Annotated in this window: 16 protein-coding genes; 13 read left to right on the top strand and 3 right to left on the bottom strand. The window is 51.8% G+C overall.

The features are described from left to right. Nucleotides 1-155, bottom strand: a 155-nt coding sequence (locus tag ACN0YD_RS14365) for a transposase (RefSeq protein ID WP_417320968.1), incomplete at its 3' end; no start/stop codon positions are given. A gap of 78 nt (nucleotides 156-233) precedes the next feature. On the opposite strand from ACN0YD_RS14365, the gene ACN0YD_RS14360 reads away from it, so the two are divergent. From ACN0YD_RS14360 to ACN0YD_RS14305, 12 genes are all read left to right on the top strand, one after another. Next, nucleotides 234-848, top strand: a complete 615-nt coding sequence (locus ACN0YD_RS14360; protein ID WP_417320960.1) for a recombinase family protein — start codon at nucleotides 234-236, stop codon at nucleotides 846-848. Then, nucleotides 845-1,318 (top strand): hypothetical protein, encoded by a 474-nt coding sequence (locus ACN0YD_RS14355; protein ID WP_417320958.1) that lies wholly within the window; start codon nucleotides 845-847, stop codon nucleotides 1,316-1,318. The genes ACN0YD_RS14360 and ACN0YD_RS14355 overlap by 4 nt, the downstream gene beginning before the upstream one ends. Before the next feature lie 80 nt (nucleotides 1,319-1,398). Next, nucleotides 1,399-1,833 (top strand): MerR family transcriptional regulator, encoded by a 435-nt coding sequence (locus tag ACN0YD_RS14350; RefSeq protein ID WP_417320956.1) that lies wholly within the window; start codon nucleotides 1,399-1,401, stop codon nucleotides 1,831-1,833. 13 nt (nucleotides 1,834-1,846) lie between these two features. Continuing rightward, entirely contained in the window at nucleotides 1,847-2,890 is a 1,044-nt protein-coding gene (locus ACN0YD_RS14345) for an adenylosuccinate synthetase (RefSeq protein WP_417320954.1), read from the top strand. An 11-nt stretch (nucleotides 2,891-2,901) separates the two neighbouring features. Then, nucleotides 2,902-4,032, top strand: a complete 1,131-nt coding sequence (locus ACN0YD_RS14340) for a dCTP deaminase domain-containing protein (protein WP_417320952.1) — start codon at nucleotides 2,902-2,904, stop codon at nucleotides 4,030-4,032. Nucleotides 4,033-4,054: 22 nt separating this feature from the next. Beyond that, a complete protein-coding gene (locus ACN0YD_RS14335) occupies nucleotides 4,055-4,810 on the top strand; it encodes a hypothetical protein (protein WP_417320951.1) in 756 nt (251 codons plus the stop codon). A gap of 470 nt (nucleotides 4,811-5,280) precedes the next feature. Beyond that, entirely contained in the window at nucleotides 5,281-5,844 is a 564-nt protein-coding gene (locus ACN0YD_RS14330; RefSeq protein WP_417320949.1) for a Panacea domain-containing protein, read from the top strand. Nucleotides 5,845-6,509: 665 nt separating this feature from the next. Beyond that, nucleotides 6,510-8,396, top strand: coding sequence for a putative nucleotidyltransferase substrate binding domain-containing protein (locus ACN0YD_RS14325; RefSeq protein ID WP_417320947.1), 1,887 nt, complete (start codon nucleotides 6,510-6,512; stop codon nucleotides 8,394-8,396). After that, on the top strand, nucleotides 8,396-9,082 hold the full coding sequence (locus ACN0YD_RS14320; RefSeq protein WP_417320945.1) for an exonuclease domain-containing protein: 687 nt from the start codon (nucleotides 8,396-8,398) through the stop codon (nucleotides 9,080-9,082). The genes ACN0YD_RS14325 and ACN0YD_RS14320 overlap by 1 nt, the downstream gene beginning before the upstream one ends. 105 nt (nucleotides 9,083-9,187) lie before the next feature. Next, nucleotides 9,188-9,475 carry a DUF4212 domain-containing protein gene (locus ACN0YD_RS14315; protein ID WP_417320944.1) on the top strand — a complete coding sequence of 96 codons (288 nt, stop codon included), beginning with the start codon at nucleotides 9,188-9,190 and terminating at the stop codon, nucleotides 9,473-9,475. Between the two features lie 15 nt (nucleotides 9,476-9,490). Beyond that, nucleotides 9,491-11,266: a sodium:solute symporter family protein gene (locus ACN0YD_RS14310; protein WP_417320942.1), complete on the top strand. Its 1,776-nt coding sequence runs from the start codon at nucleotides 9,491-9,493 to the stop codon at nucleotides 11,264-11,266. 131 nt (nucleotides 11,267-11,397) lie between these two features. Beyond that, nucleotides 11,398-15,234, top strand: a complete 3,837-nt coding sequence (locus ACN0YD_RS14305; protein ID WP_417320940.1) for a PAS-domain containing protein — start codon at nucleotides 11,398-11,400, stop codon at nucleotides 15,232-15,234. Between the two features lies 1 nt (nucleotide 15,235). Here the strand turns inward: ACN0YD_RS14305 and ACN0YD_RS14300 are convergent, their stop codons facing one another. Beyond that, complete coding sequence (locus ACN0YD_RS14300; protein WP_417320938.1) at nucleotides 15,236-15,913, bottom strand: response regulator transcription factor; 678 nt, start codon at nucleotides 15,911-15,913, stop codon at nucleotides 15,236-15,238. Nucleotides 15,914-15,945: 32 nt separating this feature from the next. Continuing rightward, the gene (acs, locus tag ACN0YD_RS14295) at nucleotides 15,946-17,916 is read right to left on the bottom strand and encodes an acetate--CoA ligase (protein WP_417320937.1); all 1,971 of its coding nucleotides are present in this window, start codon (nucleotides 17,914-17,916) and stop codon (nucleotides 15,946-15,948) included. A 173-nt stretch (nucleotides 17,917-18,089) separates the two neighbouring features. Between acs and ACN0YD_RS14290 the strand changes: the two genes are divergently transcribed. After that, entirely contained in the window at nucleotides 18,090-19,457 is a 1,368-nt protein-coding gene (locus ACN0YD_RS14290) for a DcaP family trimeric outer membrane transporter (RefSeq protein ID WP_417320935.1), read from the top strand. Nucleotides 19,458-19,483 lie beyond the last annotated feature (26 nt).

The raw sequence follows: 19,483 nt of genomic DNA, 5'->3' as shown, positions 1-19,483 counted from the left end.
CCCTGCTGCGCCTGTCGATGTTCGGTGATCCACTTGCCAAGGGTCGATTTGCCGATCCCTAAATCTTCGGCAACAGCCTGCCGCGGTAAATTGCTGCTCAGCGCCAGCTTGACAGCCTCACGCTTGAAGTCTTCTGAATGTCTTTTTCGGACCATAAGTTCCTCCATAAAATATCAATAATTCTTTTGGAGGTCCTGTCCACTTTTTTAAGACAAGTCCAATGGGATAATGTTATGAGGCGAGTAGCGATCTATACTCGTGTGTCTACACACGAACAGACCACAGAGAACCAATATCAGGAACTAACCGCTCTGGCAGAACGTCAAGGCTGGAACATTGTCGGCCTTTATGAGGACCAGGGTATTAGTGGCGCAAAGGGACGGGACCAGCGGCCTGAATTCGACCGGATGTGGAAAGATGCCACTAAGCGAAAGTTCGACCTGATCATGTGCTGGTCTGTGGATCGGCTCGGTCGCTCCCTTCAGCAACTCGTGACATTCCTGGACGAGGTGCATGCTCTAGGATTGGACTTGTATCTACATCAGCAAGGGCTGGACACCACCACACCATCAGGCCGAGCCATGTATCAGATGTGCGGGGTCTTTGCTGAGTTTGAGCGCTCCATGATCCAGGAACGTGTTAAGGCCGGGTTGAGGCGGGCTCGTTCAAAGGGTGTAACGCTGGGGCGGCCCAAAACAAGTGCGGTGACAGAAAAGAAAATCCGGTTGCTACGTTCGGAGAATAAAGGCATCCGGAAGATCGCCAAAGAATTGGGGGTTGGGGTTAGTACGGTTCAACGGGTGATTGGTGAGAACCAAACCGCCCGCGACTTGGAGGCGGGGCGATGAGCTACGATTATGAATTGTTGCTCTCTCTGCTTCCGAGACACAAAATTTATTGGCCCAAAACCACGCCCAAGGTAGCTCTTCCGCAATGGCGGTGGCCGCCGCTCAAACCTTATAATGGCTTTACTTCTGACGAGAGGATTATGAATTGGCAACTTGGTCGTATGCTCCTCGACGCCGGCATGATCCGGAAGCCAAAAACCTGTGATATTTGCGGGGAAGTGAAGCCATTAGGTTTTCACAGCGAAAACTACCACTGCATCCGTATGGACCCCTTCTTATGCAAGGACTGCCATCGGATACTTCATCAAAGATTTCGATATCCGGACAAATGGCTGGAGCTTGTCGACCGACACCAACAGATGGTGCCGACATGGTATGCAATTATTTCGGTAGTGCCGATAGATATGGCAGGTTACTTAAAGATGATAAGCAAAAGAGGCTATTCAAACCAAAAAAGCGTTCAACAATAGCAGTTTTTCCATACTAGTTTATTGATTCAATTGCCGTAAATTTACTCGCTTTTAATACAGTTATGCTCTAAACTATATCAATGGGAACTGTATCAAAATACACTGTCGACGACGCAGCAAAGCTTAGTGGTTTGTCAAAAACCATGGTGAATTATTTGTGTCGTCATGAACTGCTGGAGCCGACAGCAAGTAAACGGCCGGGCCGAGGACGAGCCCGACAATATACTTTTGGTGACATTGTAATTTTACGTGCCTTGTGTAGACTTCTAGATGCAGGAGTCTCCGTTGCGAGACTAAAGACAGCGTTAAAAAATATTAAAAAATATCACCCTAAAATTACTCCAAACTCACTACCCGCCAAGTATATTGTTACGGATGGTAAGGAAGTGTTTTTTCGACATACCCAGGAGAGTTTGGAGTTGCTGGATTCCAACGGGCAAATGGCTTTCGCCTTTGTCATAGAGTTGGGCATCCTACAAAATGAAATAAATGCGGCTATTGCACAAGCGGGATAAATAGGAGATCAAAATGCCAGTTACAGTCGTCGTTGGCGGACAGTTTGGCTCTGAGGGAAAAGGCAAAGTTGCTTATGAGCTGGCCAAAGACAAAAATGCCGCTGCAGTTATCCGGGTCGGAGGGTCGAACTCTGGTCACACCATTGTTGACCCCACCGGTAAAGTGCGAAAATTCAGATCACTGCCGACAGCATCTATTCTTCCCAACATGTTAAGTATCATTGCTGCGGGGTCTTATATCGACCCAGGCATCTTGCTGGCCGAAATCCAAGAGACCGGCGTGACAAAGGATCAGGTAATTATTGATCCCAATGCTGTGGTTATTACAAATGAGGATATAAAAGCCGAAGAAACTTCCTCCCTGGGAGATGCAATTGGCTCTACACAGAGTGGTACAGGCGCAGCAGTGTTGGCGCGCATCAGCAGAACCCGTGACATTCATTTTGCCAAGGATATCAAAACTCTGCAGCCCTACATTCAGAATACAAAAACTGTCATGAGGAGCCTGCTCAAGAGTGGCAAACGTATCATTGTTGAGGGCACTCAAGGGTATGGCTTATCCATCCTACATGCGAATTGTTACCCGTTTGCAACAAGCCGAGACACGACTGCTGCTGGCTTCGTTTCCGAAGCTGGCCTGAGTCCATTGGATGTGGATGAAGTTGTAATGGTTATTCGCGCGTTTCCAATTCGAGTGGCGGGTAATTCCGGGCCGCTTCCCCTTGAGATCGACTGGGAAACTGTGCAGCAGGAAAGCGGGTATGAGCACACCTTAACTGAACGTACAACCGTCACAAATAAGGTGCGACGGGTGGCACGCTTTGACGCTGAAATTGTTAAGGCTGCAATTGAGGCCAACAACCCTTCCTCTATAGTTCTCAATCACGTTGACTATGTTGATGTAAACTGCAAATTCGACAGTAAATTGACTTCAATAGCCAATCAATTCATCTGTGAAATCGAGAGAAAGATAGACGCGAGAATCGACTACGTGGGCTTCTCGCCGAACGGCATTATTCGAAGACATGTAATTCCAAGCCAAGTCATGTCAGCCTGATTGAATTTCAGATGTCTGGGGCAAAAAATATAACTGAAATAGTTTCCGACACAGTAGCTGAACGTCGATTTTCCGATTGGGGCAGCACAGACCCCTTTCCGCACATTTCACCGTCTTTGCTTAATTCAGCTGATGTACATGATTATATCGAAAAGACTGGAATGGTCTCCCCTTACCATCCGGAGAAGTTGAAAAGCTCCTCTCTGGAACTCGATATCGGTGATTTAGTAATTTATTGGGACGATAAAGGAAAACATTGCGAGAAAACGCTTGCTGATGGGGATACTTTTGTACTCGAGCCCAACTCCGTAGTTTTTATAAAAACTGCGCAAAAATTTCGGATGCCGCACTACTTGGCCATTCGCTTCAACCTCAAAATTACCAATGTCCATAGGGGCCTTCTTCTCGGAACAGGGCCGTTGGTCGATCCTGGATTTGAAGGACACCTATTAATTCCAGTCCATAACCTTACGAAGAATCCGTATACTTTTGAGAAAAATGAGGGATTTATTTGGGTTGAGTTTACAAAAATCAGCCCGAACGGGATTTGGGATCAAAATACTCAGACTGTCGAAGACCAAGTTGGCAAATACATCGCTTTCCCACACGAAAAGATTGTCAAAGATGTCAGAGAATATTTAAAAAAAGCCGCACCTCACAAATCGATACAAAATGCTATTCCAGACTCAATTCGTGCTGTTCGCGAAACAGCAAACAAAGCAGAAGAGCATGCAACATCAGCCAAGAGAACGCTTTTCGGTTTCGGTATAGGGGGAGGGATTGCAACAGTTGTTGCCGTTGGCTCAATAGTAATCTCATCACACCAAAGCTATACAGGGTTTAACGAAGTCATCGCGCAATCCAACGAAGCTATTGCCGCGGTCAAGAAAGAATATGACCTTCCAAAGAAAAGTTCCGAGATCATTGTTTCATTGCGGGACTTAAATATAGATTTACGTAATCTAACTCAAAAACTACAAAATATTGAGTCAGCGAATAACGACAAAATCGCCCTTACGGTTCAGAACAAAGAAATAACCGAATTGAAACAACGTGTAAAAGATCAAGAAGCTAAGATAGAAAAGCTGATCAAGCAAAATGAGCAACTGAAAGCTCAGATGCAAACCACCACCGAACACTAATTTTGTATTTTTTGGAATTTGGATGCAAAATAGATACTTTGGCGATATCGGAGATTATGGGAAATATAGTCTGCTGAGGAATTTGTGTGGCGTCCATCAGGGAACACCCGATTTATCACTAGGTGTTGTTTGGTATTTATTTCCGGATGAGGGCCATAACGATGACGGCAAACACATTTCTTATCTCGGCAAGCCCGAGTTCAGAAGTTGTGACCCAGATCTATATGATGCACTGAAACACTATTTATCCTATGGCATTAGAGAAGTAAAAAAGATACATAAGTCTCGGCTTTTTCCTGAAGACACAATTTTCTATGACAAAATCCTAACCTACGAAAAACTATACGCCAGAGATCGCCGCACACGACTTAAACATCGTGATAGCTGGATACTTAAAGCCGTTGAAACAATTGGCAATCAGGATGTTATTTTTTTAGATCCCGACAATGGTCTCGAAGTAAAATCTGTACCAATACATGCGCCCAAAGCACCAAAGTATGTATTCTGGGATGAACTAGAAAAATTCCACTCCTTGGGAAAGACATTGGTGGTCTACCATCACCTAAATCGCACCCTAAAATCCAGAGAACAAATCGCCATTAAATTAGAAGAATTTCAGAATGAGATCGGTGAGCGGCCTGTGATACCTGTCCTGTTCAAACGAGGATCGCACAGAGTATTTTTTGTAATTCCGAGTGAAAATCATGAGGACATAATCAAATTCCGGGTTGAGAAATTTGCTCAAAGTTCTTGGGCCCCACATGTTGAAGCACTCTGAATTTTGGTACAAATAATGGTACAATTTCACTAAAATCTATATCTCTATCTTATTGATTTTTATTAATATTATTTTTTTAGTCCCGCTTCCTATCAGCGGCACCATTTTTCGTTCCCATCGACCAATTATCTATGTCTCTATCACTAAGTAGTTTAGTTGGAAAATTCTCAATTATATTAGCTTGGGGGTCGTATATCGTGATTTGACATCAAGCTTAAAATGTGATTCAGTCTCGATAAAGTTGGCTGAAAGTGTAAAAATTTCCGACAAAATGTGGGCACATTTTACACTTTTTTGAACTCGATACCCACTAAGTACTTGAAAACGTTAGTGCCATCAATTGGCCCAACTTTTGCATTAATTATTACATGGTGGTTGTATGGAACGACCCGAATCGCCTAGATGCTCTTTAACGAGTTGTTAAATTTTTAGTGGAACAGTGTTAACTAAATCGACTTTCAAGGCTAGGTATGTACAATCCTATTAAAGCGGCTCAAGTAATAGCCTTTTTTGCCCTAAAAAATAATTCAAGATCTATCAACATCTTGAAAGCTATTAAACTTGTTTACTTGGCCGACCGGGAAAGCCTTAAACAGTGGGGTTTTCCGATTTTGGATGAAAACCGCGTTTCCATGCCGCATGGCCCTGTGAATTCTTCTACCTACAGTCACATAAATGGTGAAGTTGATACAAACAGTTGTGGTTGGTCACAGTACCTCAGCGATAAAGCAAACCATGAGATTTCTGTAAATAAGCAGGTTAGTCTGGATGACTTGGACGAATTGAGTGATGCAGATATCGAGTGCATGGAAAAAGTTTGGACTGCCTTTGGTGAAATGGATCAATGGACCATTCGCGACTGGACGCATGACTCGAATAATGTACCCGAATGGGAAGACCCCAATGGTAGTTCCTCCATCATTCCTCTGGAAAGAATAATGAGGCATCTTGGCATTGAGAATTCTGAATTACAGCTTCAAAAAATAGAAGAATTCCGGAATATTGATTCCCTTTTTGCAGCACTTTCTGCCTAATACAGCATTAGCATTATTCTACCTGATCAAAATTTCCCGAAATGTTTGTTGCCTTTTCTGTACTTTTGTTAAAGGGTGTACAGAGTATAGACATTTTGCGGGGAAAAATTGTCACCTGAGATTATTGCGAAAAACACAGTGTTAATACCATCTGGGACTACATTTGATCCAGACAAAAAACATTTGTTTGTAGTTTGCAACAATCCATGCGTGAACAATAAACAACTTCTTGTACCAATATGTACTTGGATCAATGCTAGGTGCGATCCAACATGTATTCTTGATAAAGACTCTCATCCTTTTATTCAGCGAAAATCATATGTTTTATATCGGGAAGCACGAATAGAAACATCTGACACACTCATACAGGGGGTGATTGATGGCCGTCTAAAACTAAAAGAAAACGTTACAACACATAACTTCCTCAAAATAAAAAATGGGGTAGTTAGGTCAAAACATACAAAAAGGAAAGTTAAGAATTACGCAACCCAAGTGCTGGGCCTTTCGTAGAGCATAGAAGCTATGCTCTCTTTCAATAATGTATATTATATTTCTGCTCATCTCAGCCGCGACCTCATGCGGCGAAAGTCTAATTGCTTCAGACAGGGCCTCAGACATACTTGGGGCAGGATACGGCGGGACGGAAAATCAGGGCGGGGACCTTCATGACGGCGGAACTGACGGATATCATCAATTTCCTTGCGGAACACCATCCCTTTAAAGAGATGACGCCGGAGGACCTGTCGGCCGTGGCCCGGAAAATCAATATCTCCTATGCCCGCCGGGGCAGCTTAGTCCTGACCCCCGGACAAAAAAATACAAACCTCTATATGGTCCGCAAGGGCGCTGTGGAACTGCATGAGGGCGGCATCAACTTCACCGCCCGCCTGGGCGAAGGCAGTTTTTTCGGCTATCCCTCCCTGTTCCGGGACGGCATCATCAGAAACCAGGTCACCGCCATCGAGGACTGTCTGTTTTACGCCCTGCCCGAGGAAGAATTCAAGGCCCTGCTGACCGGGCACAAACCCTTCATGACCTTTTTCGCCACCAATGAAACCGACCGCCTGCGCCATGCCCTTGAGGAAAGCAAAAGCCGCGGCCTGCAGGACCGGCTGACCGACGGCGAGATCCAGTTTCTCGGACTGAAGCTCGAGGCGCTGATCAAGCAGGATCCCATCTGCGTTTCGCCGGACACCACCATTCAGGAAGCGGCCCTGGTCATGAGCGGCCACCATGTCTCCACCGTTCTCGTTACGAAATCGGAACAATTGCGGGGTATCTTTACCGACAAGGACCTGCGCCGGCGGGTGGTGGCGAAGGGGCATGATATCGGAGACCAGGTCAAAACTGTGATGACCCCGGACCCCCTGACCCTGCCGCCGCAAACGCCGGCGATCCGGGCGCTTCTGGCCATGATGCAGCATAATTTTCATCATGTGCCCGTGGTAGACGAGGAAGGCCGGGTGCGCGGCCTGGTCAGCGCCAGCGACATTCTCAACCGCCTGTCGTCCAATGCGGTCTACAATGCGGCCCGCATCGAAAGCGCCGAAGATGTGAAAACGGTGATCGAGACAGTACAGTCGGTACCGGAAATCGTCCTCAGCCTGATGAAGACCGGTGTCAGTGCGGACATGACCGGCCATGTGGTCTCCTCCATCGGCGAGGCCGCCCACAAGAAACTGCTTGAACTGGCCGAAAAGGAGCTCGGCCCGCCGCCGGTGCCCTATGCCCTGCTTGCCTTCGGATCACTGGCTCGTTGCGACCAGACGGCGCTTTCGGACCAGGATAACGGATTTGTACTGTCCGATGACTATGTGGAAAGCGAACACGGCCCCTATTTCAAAAAACTCGCCGAAAAAATGTGCGCCGACCTTGATGCCGCCGGATATGTTTTCTGTGGCGGTAACATCATGGCCAGTAATGATGAGTTGCGCATTGCCCTGTCGGACTGGAAAAAAACCTTCGACAGATGGTTCAGTGAGCCGGAGCCCAAGGCAGTCATGCATGCCACCATATTTTTTGATTTGCGGGGTATTTACGGGGACATGTCCCTGGTGGAGCAGCTCAGGGCCCATATCACCGAGAATGCGGCCCAAAGCCGTATCTTCCTCGCCCATTTGACAGAAAATGCCCGCCAGTCCCATGTCCCGCTGGGGTTTTTCCGGCGCTTTATTCTGCTGCGCAACAAGGAACATGCCGACCGGTTTGACATCAAAAAACAGGGGGTCGTGCCGATACAGGATATCACCCGCACCCATTCCCTGGCCCATGGCATCGAGGAGGTGAATACCCTCGAGCGTCTGGTCCGGCTGAAAGAAAAGAAGATTCTGATGCCCGAGGATGCGAACAACCTGCGCGATGCCTACGAATTCATTGCCGAAGTTCGCTTCCGCCACCAGGCCCGGCAGATCAAAAGAGGCGACAAGGCGGACAACTTCGTCAATCCGGAGGAACTTTCCACCCTGGAGCGGGAACATCTGCGCGATGCCTTTGAAATTGTCCGCAGGGCACAGGAACGGCTGTCCCGGGATTACGGCGGCGGCATCTACTGATGTTCAGACACTGGCTCTATCAGTTCCGGCGCCGGCGGGCGCTCAAAAAAGTCCGGGACCCGGATCTGCGGGCTTTTCTGGAGGCCCCGGCAATAGCGGAAAAGGCTCCGCTGCGGGAAATTGAATTTCTGGCCCTGGATTTTGAGACCACCGGCCTGGAGAAGGGCCGGGACCAGCTTCTGAGTTTTGGCCTCGTGGTCATCCGAGGTCTTCGAGTCGAACTTTCCACCATGGAACATTGCCTGATCCGGCCCGACATGGCCGTGCCCGGCGAGAGCGCCGTCATCCACCAGATCACTGATGACGAGGTCAGGGCGGAGGGGTTGTCCCGGGAACAGGCGCTGAGGAAAATCCTCGGGGCGCTGAAAGGACGCGTGCTTCTGGCGCACAAATGCGATATCGAACGACATTTCCTTCAGGAGGCCTGCCAGGAAATCTTCTGGACCGATCTCTACTGCCAGTCCGTAGACACACTGCAAATGGAACTGCGCAAACGCAAAAGGTCGGATACCCCCATCAAAAGCGGCGATCTGAGGCTGTGGAAATTGCGGGAAGATTATGGCCTGCCCGCCTACAAGGCCCATCATGCCGCCATCGATGCCCTGGCCTGTGCCGAATTGTTGCTGGCCCAGATTTCCCATATGGGAGAAGACGTTACCCTCGGCGACCTCGGCCCTTCCTGGTAGAAAACCCGGGCACCCCCCGTCTACGACTAAAGTCGTCTATCCGGCCCGAGAACTTACTTGTTAGACTTCCATCGTCCTGAAATCTAACTAGTGGGAGGATATAGCATGACCCAACCTGATAATATGGGCCCGGGAGGCCCTGCAAAACAACGAGATCCGGCAGGCTACTGGAAAGCAAACATCAGTTTGCTGCTCAAGCTGCTTGTCGTCTGGTTTATCGTTTCTTTTGGCGCCGGCATTCTGTTTGTGGACGCCCTCAACAACATCGAATTTTTCGGCTTCAAGCTGGGATTCTGGTTTGCCCAGCAGGGCTCAATATACGTCTTTGTCGTACTGATCTTTGTCTACACAAAAATGATGAGAGATCTCGATGAAAAATATGGCGTGGAATAAGAGGGGAGACAAACAATGGAATTGCAGACTTTAACCTATATCTTTGTCGGGCTATCCTTTGCCCTTTATATTGGCATCGCCATCTGGTCCCGCGTGGGCTCCACAAAGGAATTTTATGTGGCTGGCGGAGGCGTACATCCGGTGGTCAACGGCATGGCAACAGCCGCTGACTGGATGAGCGCCGCTTCCTTCATTTCCATGGCGGGCCTGATCGCCTTCCTCGGCTATGACGGTTCCGTTTATCTGATGGGCTGGACCGGCGGTTATGTGCTTCTGGCGCTGCTGCTGGCTCCGTACCTGAGAAAATTCGGAAAATTCACTGTACCGGACTTCATCGGCGACCGTTATTATTCCGATGCCGCCCGCCTGGTGGCGGTGATCTGCCTGATTTTCATCAGCTTCACCTATGTCGCCGGCCAGATGCGCGGCGTGGGGATCGTTTTCTCCCGCTTCCTCGAAGTTGACATCAACCTTGGTGTGATCATCGGCATGGCCATCGTGTTCATGTATGCGGTTCTGGGGGGCATGAAAGGCATCACCTATACCCAGGTCGCACAGTATTGCGTCCTGATCTTTGCCTATACAGTTCCGGCGATCTTTATTTCCATGTTGATCACCGGTACCCCGATCCCTCAGATCGGTCTGGGATCCGAACTTATCGACGGGTCCGGCATGACGGTGCTGGGTAAACTGGATGCGGTGCTGACTGATCTGGGCTTCACGGCCTATACCAGCGGGACCAAATCGACCATTGATGTCTTTGCCATCACCGCAGCGCTGATGGTGGGTACCGCCGGACTTCCCCATGTGATCGTCCGCTTTTTCACGGTGCCCAAGGTATCGGATGCCCGGAAATCCGCTGGATGGGCTCTCGTCTTTATCGCGATCCTTTATACAACGGCACCGGCCATTGGCGCCTTTGCCCGGATCAACTTCATCAATGAAGTGAACGAGACGGAATATACGGCAACACCGGCCTGGTTCAAAAACTGGGAAAACATCGGCCTGATCGGCTGGCAGGACAAAAACAATGACGGCGCAATCCAGTATCGTGCCGGCGCACCATTTGCCGGGAAGCCGGCATTTGACGGCGAGGCACGGGGCACATATGGCGAACGTGTTATCACAAACGCGCCTACCGATTCTGCCAACGAAGTCTATGTCGACCGGGATATCATGGTTCTGGCCAATCCGGAAATTGCCAATCTGCCGAACTGGGTAATTGCCCTGGTCGCGGCGGGGAGCCTGGCCGCGGCACTGTCGACGGCGGCCGGTCTGCTGCTGGTGATTTCCTCGGCCGTCAGTCATGATCTGATGAAAAATACCTTCAGGCCGGATATCACCGACAAGCAGGAACTGATGTATGCCCGTATCGCCGCAGCCTGTGCCATCGGTGTGGCCGGTTATCTGGGTATCAACCCGCCAGGCTTTGTCGCCCAGGTGGTGGCCTTTGCCTTCGGGCTTGCAGCCTCCAGTCTGTTCCCGGCGATCCTGATGGGGATTTTCTCGACCCGCATGAACAAGGAAGGCGCCATCGCCGGCATGCTGTCCGGTCTGGCCTTTACCTTCCTCTATATTGTCTACTTCAAATTCATCTCTCCGGAGCTGAATACGAAAGACAACTGGCTGTTCGGTGTCTCGCCTGAAGGAATTGGCACCATCGGCATGGTCGTCAACTTTGTGGTGGCCACGGTGGTTGCCCGCATGACCAGCGCACCGCCGCAGCATGTGCAGGAACTTGTGGAGCATATCCGGGTTCCGGGTGATGCCGCAGAGGCCCATACCCACTAGACATAATACTCCGATCCAACGCTGTCAGGCCCGTTTTTACGGGCCTGACGGCTTTTATATTAGGCATCCGGGCCAAATATACCGTATTATAAAAGTATAAAATAAAGGGATGGCATATAGCGGGGGACAATGTGACGGCATCAGTCATGATCTTCAGTGCTTTTGTATATGTAATCATACTGTTCCTGATTGCCTGGTTCGGCGATCAGAAGCGGGCGGATCGTTTTACCCATAAGAACCGTCATGTTCTTTACGGTCTTTCCCTTGGGATATATTTCACAAGCTGGTCCTATTACGGCGCGGTGGGCAATACCATTCGTTCCGGATGGGAATATCTGCCCATCTACCTGGGACCGGCAATTGTCCTTCTGTTCGGATTCAAGGTGATGCAGCGGATGGTTGACCGGGGCAAGGCGAACCACAGCACGTCCATCGCCGATTTTCTTTCCTCCCGTTATGGCAAGAGCACCCAGCTTGCGGCACTGGTCACTTTTATCGCGGTATTGGGTACGCTACCCTATATCGCCCTGCAGCTCAAATCGGTGACCATGGCCAGCAGCATTGTCCTGGATAACGCCGGCTTCAACAGCCTGACCGAGGATCAGACAACTACCGCTATTGCCCTGATCCTGGGCGCATTTGCCATCCTGTTCGGCACGCGACATGTTGACGTCACGGAACATAACCGCGGCATGGTTCTGGCCATTGCATTCGAAAGCGCCTTCAAGATCACTGCCCTGATCCTTGTCGCCGTCTATGCCTACAGCCTGTTTGAACCAGGCGAATTCATGGCCCGGTTCCGGGCCGAGGCGTCTCCCTTCATGCAACCGGTCAATGTGGAGCGCTTTGTCACGCTGACCCTGATTTCGATGGGCGCCATCCTCTGCCTGCCCCGGCAGTTCCATATCATGGTTGTGGAACACCAGCGCGAACAGGACATGCAGATCGGCAGATACGTGCTTTTGGCCTCCATGGTTATCGTCTCCGTAATGGCTATTCCCATTGCCCTGGCGGGTCTGAACAGCCCGGCGGCAGGAGACAATCCAGATCTCTTCGTCCTGACCCTGCCCCTGGGCAATGACCAGAATCTTCTGGGCCTGATCGTTTTCCTGGGCGGATTTTCCGCCGCCATGGGCATGGTCATCGTATCGGCCGTGGCACTCAGCACCATGATCACCAATGACCTGATCATTTCGCTGTTGCTGACCAACAAGCACTTGCGGCCACTCTCCAACAAGATTATCGGGCGGCGTCATCTTTGGGTTCGCCGGCTGGTTATTCTGATGCTCATGCTGCTGGCCAGCGCCTATGCCAGCGGCGGCCGCAACGGCGATACCCTGGCCAGTTTCGGCATTTTGTCTTTCGCCGCCGCCATGCAGTTTATACCCGCCCTCATCGGCGGGCTGTACTGGCAAAGGGGGCATCGAAACGGCGTGATGATGGGCCTGGCTTTTGGCCTGGTGATGTGGCTCTATACCCTGATCATGCCGGCCTATTTCGGAGACAGTCTGGTCCAGTCCATTCGTGAGACTGCACCGCTTCTCGATCCGCAGGCCTTTCTGGGGCTGTCGGGCTTTGACCACCTTACCCATGGCATGATCTGGAGCCTGACCGGGAACCTGCTTCTTTATATTCTCGGCTCCCTGAATGCGGAACAGCGCATCGTCGACAGGGTCCAGGCCAGCAGCTTTGTCGGCGGCAGCAGCGGCTACAGCCTGACCGGCACCATGCAGAGCCAGGCCACTGTCGCCGACCTCAGGGTCCTGATTGAACGGTCACTGGGACGACAGAAAACGGAAGAGGCCTTTGCCGCTTACGAAACCCTGAACGGCCAGATGCTCTATGACCACAGCCCGGTCGATGCAGACCTGGCGCGGTTTGCCGAAAAACAGGTGGCGCGCGTCATGGGCGCGGCCTCTGCCAGAATCATAGTCGGCTCCGCCCTGACCAAAGGCAACCTGGAAATTGAGGATATCGCGACAGTCCTGGATGAAACCCACCAGAAGCTGCAATTCACCCAGGAGCTTCTGCAGTCAACCCTGGACAACCTGATACAGGGGGTCTCGGTGGTCAACAAGGATCTTGAACTTGTGGCCTGGAACAAACGCTATCTGGACATGTTCGAATTTCCCGAGGGCTTCGTCACGCCGGGAATGCCGATCGAGGAAGTATTGCGCTTCAATGCCGAGAACGGGGTTAGTGAAGACGACGATGTTGAATCCTTCATCAGTAAACGTATCGAACATCTGAGGTTGCGGAAACATCACAATTATGAGCGCATCCGTAAAGACGGCCGGGTGATAAAGATAGAGGGACGCCCCATGCCCTTCGGCAACTATGTCACCAGCTTTACGGACATAACCGAGAGCAAAAGGATCGAAAGGGCCCTGATGGAAAGCGAAAGGAGTATTCGCTTTTATACCGACAATGTGCCGGCCCTGATTGCCTTTATCGACAGGGATCTAGTCCTCAAATTTGCCAACAAGGCCTATCTTGACTGGTACGGACGGGACCGGGACACATCCATCCTTGGATGCCATATCCGCGAATTCCTGACCGAACAGGATTTCGATTTCAGGCTCTCCTATATCATGCAGGCTATGACTGGAGAGAGCGTGAATTTCGACCTTGAGCTTCTTAACGGAGAGGGCCATGCGGTTCAGTTCCAGGTAAACTACGTCCCCCAGTTCCAGGACGAGAAAGTCGCCGGCTATTTCGTCATGTACCAGGACATCACCGCCCGCTACCAGGCGGAACAGGCGCTTCAGAGGACAAACATCACCCTGGAACAGCGGGTTAGTGAACGCACCGGTGAGCTGAGCCGGGTGAACCAGGAACTGGTTATGGCCAAGCAGCAGGCAGAGGCGGCCACCCAGTCCAAAACCAAATTTCTGGCCGCCGCCAGCCATGACCTTCTACAGCCCCTGAACGCAGCGCGTCTGTTCACTCACGCCCTCAAGGAAGATGTGCGTGATCAGTTGCCGGACGCGCTAGACATTGCCGACAAGCTGGACAGTTCCATCCAGTCTGCCGACCAGTTGATCCGGGCGCTTTTGGATATTTCCAAACTGGACGCCGGCGGCATCCGTCCGAATATCAGCCGGTTCGCCCTGCATGACATACTTGACGACCTGGTCAACGACTTCACCATTATCGCGGAACAGAAGAATATAGACATCCGCTATGTGCCGACGCGGTCCTATGTGGAAAGCGACAAGGGTCTGCTGTTTTCGGTTCTGCAGAACCTGATTTCCAATGCTGTCCGCTATACCCATACCGGCCGCATCCTGGTGGGCTGCCGCAGAAAAGGTGAAGAAATTACGGTCTATGTCCATGATACGGGTGTCGGTATTCCGTCAGAGAAGATCGACAGCATCTTCAATGAGTTTGAACGCCTGAAGGATATTCCAGGTGCCGAGGCCGGGTTGGGGCTGGGGCTGGCGATCTGCGACCGCATTGTCAAAATGCTGGGACACCGGATTACGGTTACCTCGACCGAGGGCAAGGGAAGCTGCTTCGCGCTGACACTTCCAACGGCAGGCAAAGGCGAAATCACAACAACATCCAGGACGGTTCGTCCCAAGCAACGCTTCCTTCTGGACCGTCTTATCCTCTGCGTTGACAATGACAAGGCAATCCTGGAGGCCCTGAAAATACTCCTGGAAAGATGGGGCGCGAACGTCCTGCTGGCGGCAAACCGGCGGGAGGCAGAAGGATTCTGGCAGAACTATTCCGGGCGCATTCCCGATATCGTGCTGTTGGACCTGCAGCTTGATGACGGAGACACAGGACCGGCGCTGTTTAACCAGCTCTGCGGAACATGGGGGGAAAGGCCGCCTGCCATTCTTGTTACGGCAGAGCGCCAGGAAAGCACTGTCAGAAATCTGGCGCCGGACCTGCCGGTCCTGGCCAAGCCGGTTGCCCCGGCCGCCCTCAGGGCCCTGCTGCAAAACAGTCTTAAGGGATAGATCAGCCCGCCCCGCTCCCGGCCTGGTCCACGTCCAAAAGGGCCCGTTCTATGTCCAGCCCCTGGGCAACCATAACCGCCTGGGTCCGATTGATCACATCAAGTTTCCGGAAGATTGCCGTTAGATGCGCCTTTACCGTTGCTTCGGTAATGCCGAGCTCGTGGGCGATCTGCTTGTTCAGCAACCCGCGCACAACCGCATGCAGCACCTTGAGCTGGGCACCGGTAAGCTGTTTCAGTTTCTGGTTGGTTTCAGACTGTTCCTTGTCCAGCTGTACATTATCAAGGTCAATATGGTCCGGCGTCCAGATATCACCCTGCATGATGGCGTCAATGGCCCCTGACATCTGGTCCAGGGAGGATGACTTGGGAATAAATCCGGACGCGCCAAATTCTATGGCCCGGGCGATAATTTCCGCATCTTCACTGGCGGATACGACCACGATGGGTACGGACGGAAATTCCTGCCGGAATTCGATCAGGCCGACAAAACCGTGACTGTCGGACATGTGCAGATCCAGAAGAAGCAGAGAAATACCCCCTTTCTTCATCCAGTCGCGCGCCTCTGCGAGATTGCTGGCCTCGACCGTCCGGTGTTCCTGCAAAACCGGTTTGACCGCCTGCTTCAGAGCATCTCTGAACAACGGGTGATCATCTGCAATAAGTACGGTCGGTAACATATGCCTTGTCGCCTTGTCCTGTTGGTCTTTTCCTATCTATTCTGGCGGTTATCGACAAGGATATCAACAATCGACGGATCTGCAAGCGTGGACGTGTCGCCCAGATTGCCGTATTCGTTCTCCGCAATTTTTCTGAGAATGCGGCGCATGATCTTGCCGGACCTGGTTTTGGGCAGTCCCGGCGTGAACTGGATCACATCCGGAGAGGCAATCGGGCCGATTTCACTGCGCACCCATTTGACAAGCTCCTTGCGCAGCTCTTCCGTGGGCTCCACCCCGGCATTGCAGGTCACATAGGCATAAATGCCCTGACCCTTGATGTCATGGGGATAGCCGACCACAGCCGCTTCGGCGACCTGTTCATGGGCTACCAGTGCGCTCTCCACTTCGGCCGTGCCCATGCGATGCCCTGATACATTGATCACGTCATCCACCCGGCCGGTGATCCAGAAATAGTCATCCTCGTCACGGCGGCAGCCATCGCCTGTAAAATAGACCCCCTTGTAGGTGCTGAAATAGGTCTGGATGAAACGGTCATGATCACCGTAGACCGTGCGCATCTGACCGGGCCAGCTGTCCAGCATCACCAGATTTCCCTCTGTGGCGCCCTCAAGGATCTTGCCGTCCGCATCGACGAGGGCGGGCTTGATGCCAAAGAAAGGCCGCGTGGCCGATCCCGGTTTCAGATCGGTGGCGCCGGGCAGCGGCGTTATCAGCACCCCGCCGGTTTCTGTCTGCCACCAGGTATCAACAATGGGGCATCTGGCGTCACCAACCACATTATAGTACCAGTTCCAGGCCTCAGGGTTTATGGGCTCGCCCACTGAACCGAGAAGACGAAGGGAACTGCGGCTGAACTTTTCGACAGGATCGTTGCCTTCCCGCATCAGGGCGCGGATCGCCGTTGGCGCCGTATAGAAAATATTGACCTGATGCTTGTCCACGATCTGCCAGAAGCGGGAAGCATCCGGATAACTGGGCACCCCTTCAAAGACCACTGCGGTCGCCGCATTGGCCAGCGGCCCATAAACGATATAGCTGTGGCCGGTGATCCAGCCCACATCGGCCGTGCACCAGTAAACATCGCCCGGCTTATAGTCAAAAATATACTCGTGGGTCATGGAGGTATAGACCATATAGCCGCCGGTGGTATGCAACACACCTTTTGGCGTTCCGGTGGACCCTGACGTATAGAGGATGAACAGCGGATCTTCCGCATTCATGGGTTCCGGCGGACAGTCCGCAGAAACCGTTTCGGCAGCGTCATGATACCAGAGATCACGATCCGCATCGAACGCCACGTCGCCGCCGGTATGACGGATCACCAGTACCCGGTCCACACTGCCGCCAAATTCCGCTGCGAGCCGGTTGATGGCGTCATCCACATTTGCCTTCAGCGGAATTCTGCGTCCGCCGCGCAATCCTTCATCTGCCGTGATGACGAAACGGGAGCGACAGTCATCAAGCCTGCCAGCAATGGCTTCGGAGGAAAATCCGCCAAAAACCACCGAGTGAACCGCACCGATCCGGGCACAGGCCAGCATGGCATAAACGGTTTCCAGGATCATGGGCAGATAGATGGTGACCCGGTCGCCCTTTTTCACACCCTGGGCTTTCAACACATTGGCAAACCGGCAGACCTGTTCATGCAGCTGCCGGTAGGTCACCTTTTTGTCCACGGACGGGTCGTCTCCCTCAAAAATCAGGGCAACGTCATCGCCATGCTTTTCCAGATGGCGGTCAATGCAGTTGTAACTGGCATTCAGAACCCCGTCCTCAAACCATTTGATGGAGACGTCACCGTCAAATGAGGTGTTCTTGATAATCCCGGGCTCCCTGAACCAGGAAATGCGGTCTTTCTGATCACGCCAGAAGCCTTCCGGGTCTTCCACGGACCACTGGTACATGGTCTCGTATTCTCTGTCCGTACAGATGGTGTTTTTCCGGGCTTCTTCCGGCACGGGATAGATTTCTTTCAGGGATGTTGTGGCAGGTGACGACATGAAGCGACTCCTCTTTGTTCTCCTTAGTTTCGGCTTTGCTGAAATATCTCCCAGCCCCCTTTTTTTTGCCATAAGACATAGGTCGTACGACGGAGGTCGCATAGACAGCCCGAAGGGCACAGGATTATGATTCTGCTCAAATGAAACTCGACCTGACTTTGGGAGGATCTAATATGACAGGTATAAATAAATTTACACGAGTACTATTGTTGTCAGGCACCATGCTGGTGACTGTACCGGCCTTATCCGCAAACGCCCAGACCGTTGAGGACCGGCTGAACAAGCTGGAGTCGGCGCTGGACAAAATTCTTCAGAAACTGGATAACCAGGGTAGCAAGCTCACTGAGCAGGAAACCGAGATCGTTAATCAGGCGAAACGGATTACGAAACAGGAAAAAATGGTCAGCTCCGCACCGGCTGCCGCTGGTGGCAAGCAGGCCGATGGTTTCATGGTCGGCAGTACCAATATCAAAATCGGCGGATATGTGAAGCTGGACACCATGGTCAGCCATTATTCCGACGGAGCACCGGCCAGCGGCAATTTGGGTCGTGACTTCTATATCCCGTCCCTGACCACTGTCTCGCCCACAGGGGACGGACAAACCGTTACCGATTTTAACCCCCGGGAAACACGTCTGAAGATTTCCACCAGCACACCTGCCGGTGATTCAACCGTGAGCACCGTGCTGGAAATGGATTTCCAGGTCACCAGCGGTGGTGATGAACGCACCACCAACGGTTATTCTCCACGTCTGCGCCAGGCCTTGATCACCTATGATAACTGGACCTTCGGTCAGGGCTGGTCCACATTCCAGGATGTCTCCGCCCTTGCCGAGAACCTCGACTTTATCGGTCCGGCAGAGGGTACAGTCTTCGTGCGTCAGTCCATGGTTCGCTATAAAAACGGGCCCCTGGAAATCGCCATAGAGCAGCCGGAAACCACTGTCACCAGCAGCGCAGGCGCACGGGTTCTGCCCGGCACCGACACCATTCCCGATGTTATTGCCCGCTATACCATGAAGTCCGACTGGGGTCATGTAGCCCTTGCCGGGATGCTGCGCAGTCTGTCCATTGACCAAGGCACACTTGGTGTTCCCGATGATGACAGCGCCCTGGGCTATGGGGTTTCCCTGTCCGGCAAACTCAAGGTTGCCGACAAGGATGACTTCCGCTTCATGGTGACCGCCGGTGAAGGGCTTGGACGCTATATCGGTGTAAATCTGGTGAACGGTGCGGCAGTCAATGCCACCGGTGAACTGGAAACCATCGGCACCATCAGCGGCTTTGCTTCCTATCGCCACTTCTGGGGCGAAAAATCCCGTTCAAACATCACCTTCAGTTACTTCAAGGCGGATAATCCTGTCGCCTTTACCGGCACTGGCGTGACGGATACTTCCATGAGCATCCATGCCAACTATATCTATTCCCCGGTACCGAAGCTGGATGTGGGTATCGAATATATGTATGCAGAACGCGAGCTTGAGAACGGCCTTTCCGGTAACATGAGCCGCGTACAGTTCTCAACCAAATACGCCTTCTAAGCAGCGGCTTCCAATAGTCCCAACTT

The sequence above is a fragment of the Emcibacter sp. genome (genome assembly GCF_048269205.1).
In the GTDB taxonomy this organism is placed as follows: Bacteria; Pseudomonadota; Alphaproteobacteria; order Sphingomonadales; family Emcibacteraceae; genus Emcibacter.
This window is presented reverse-complemented; position numbering and strand designations above follow the sequence as displayed.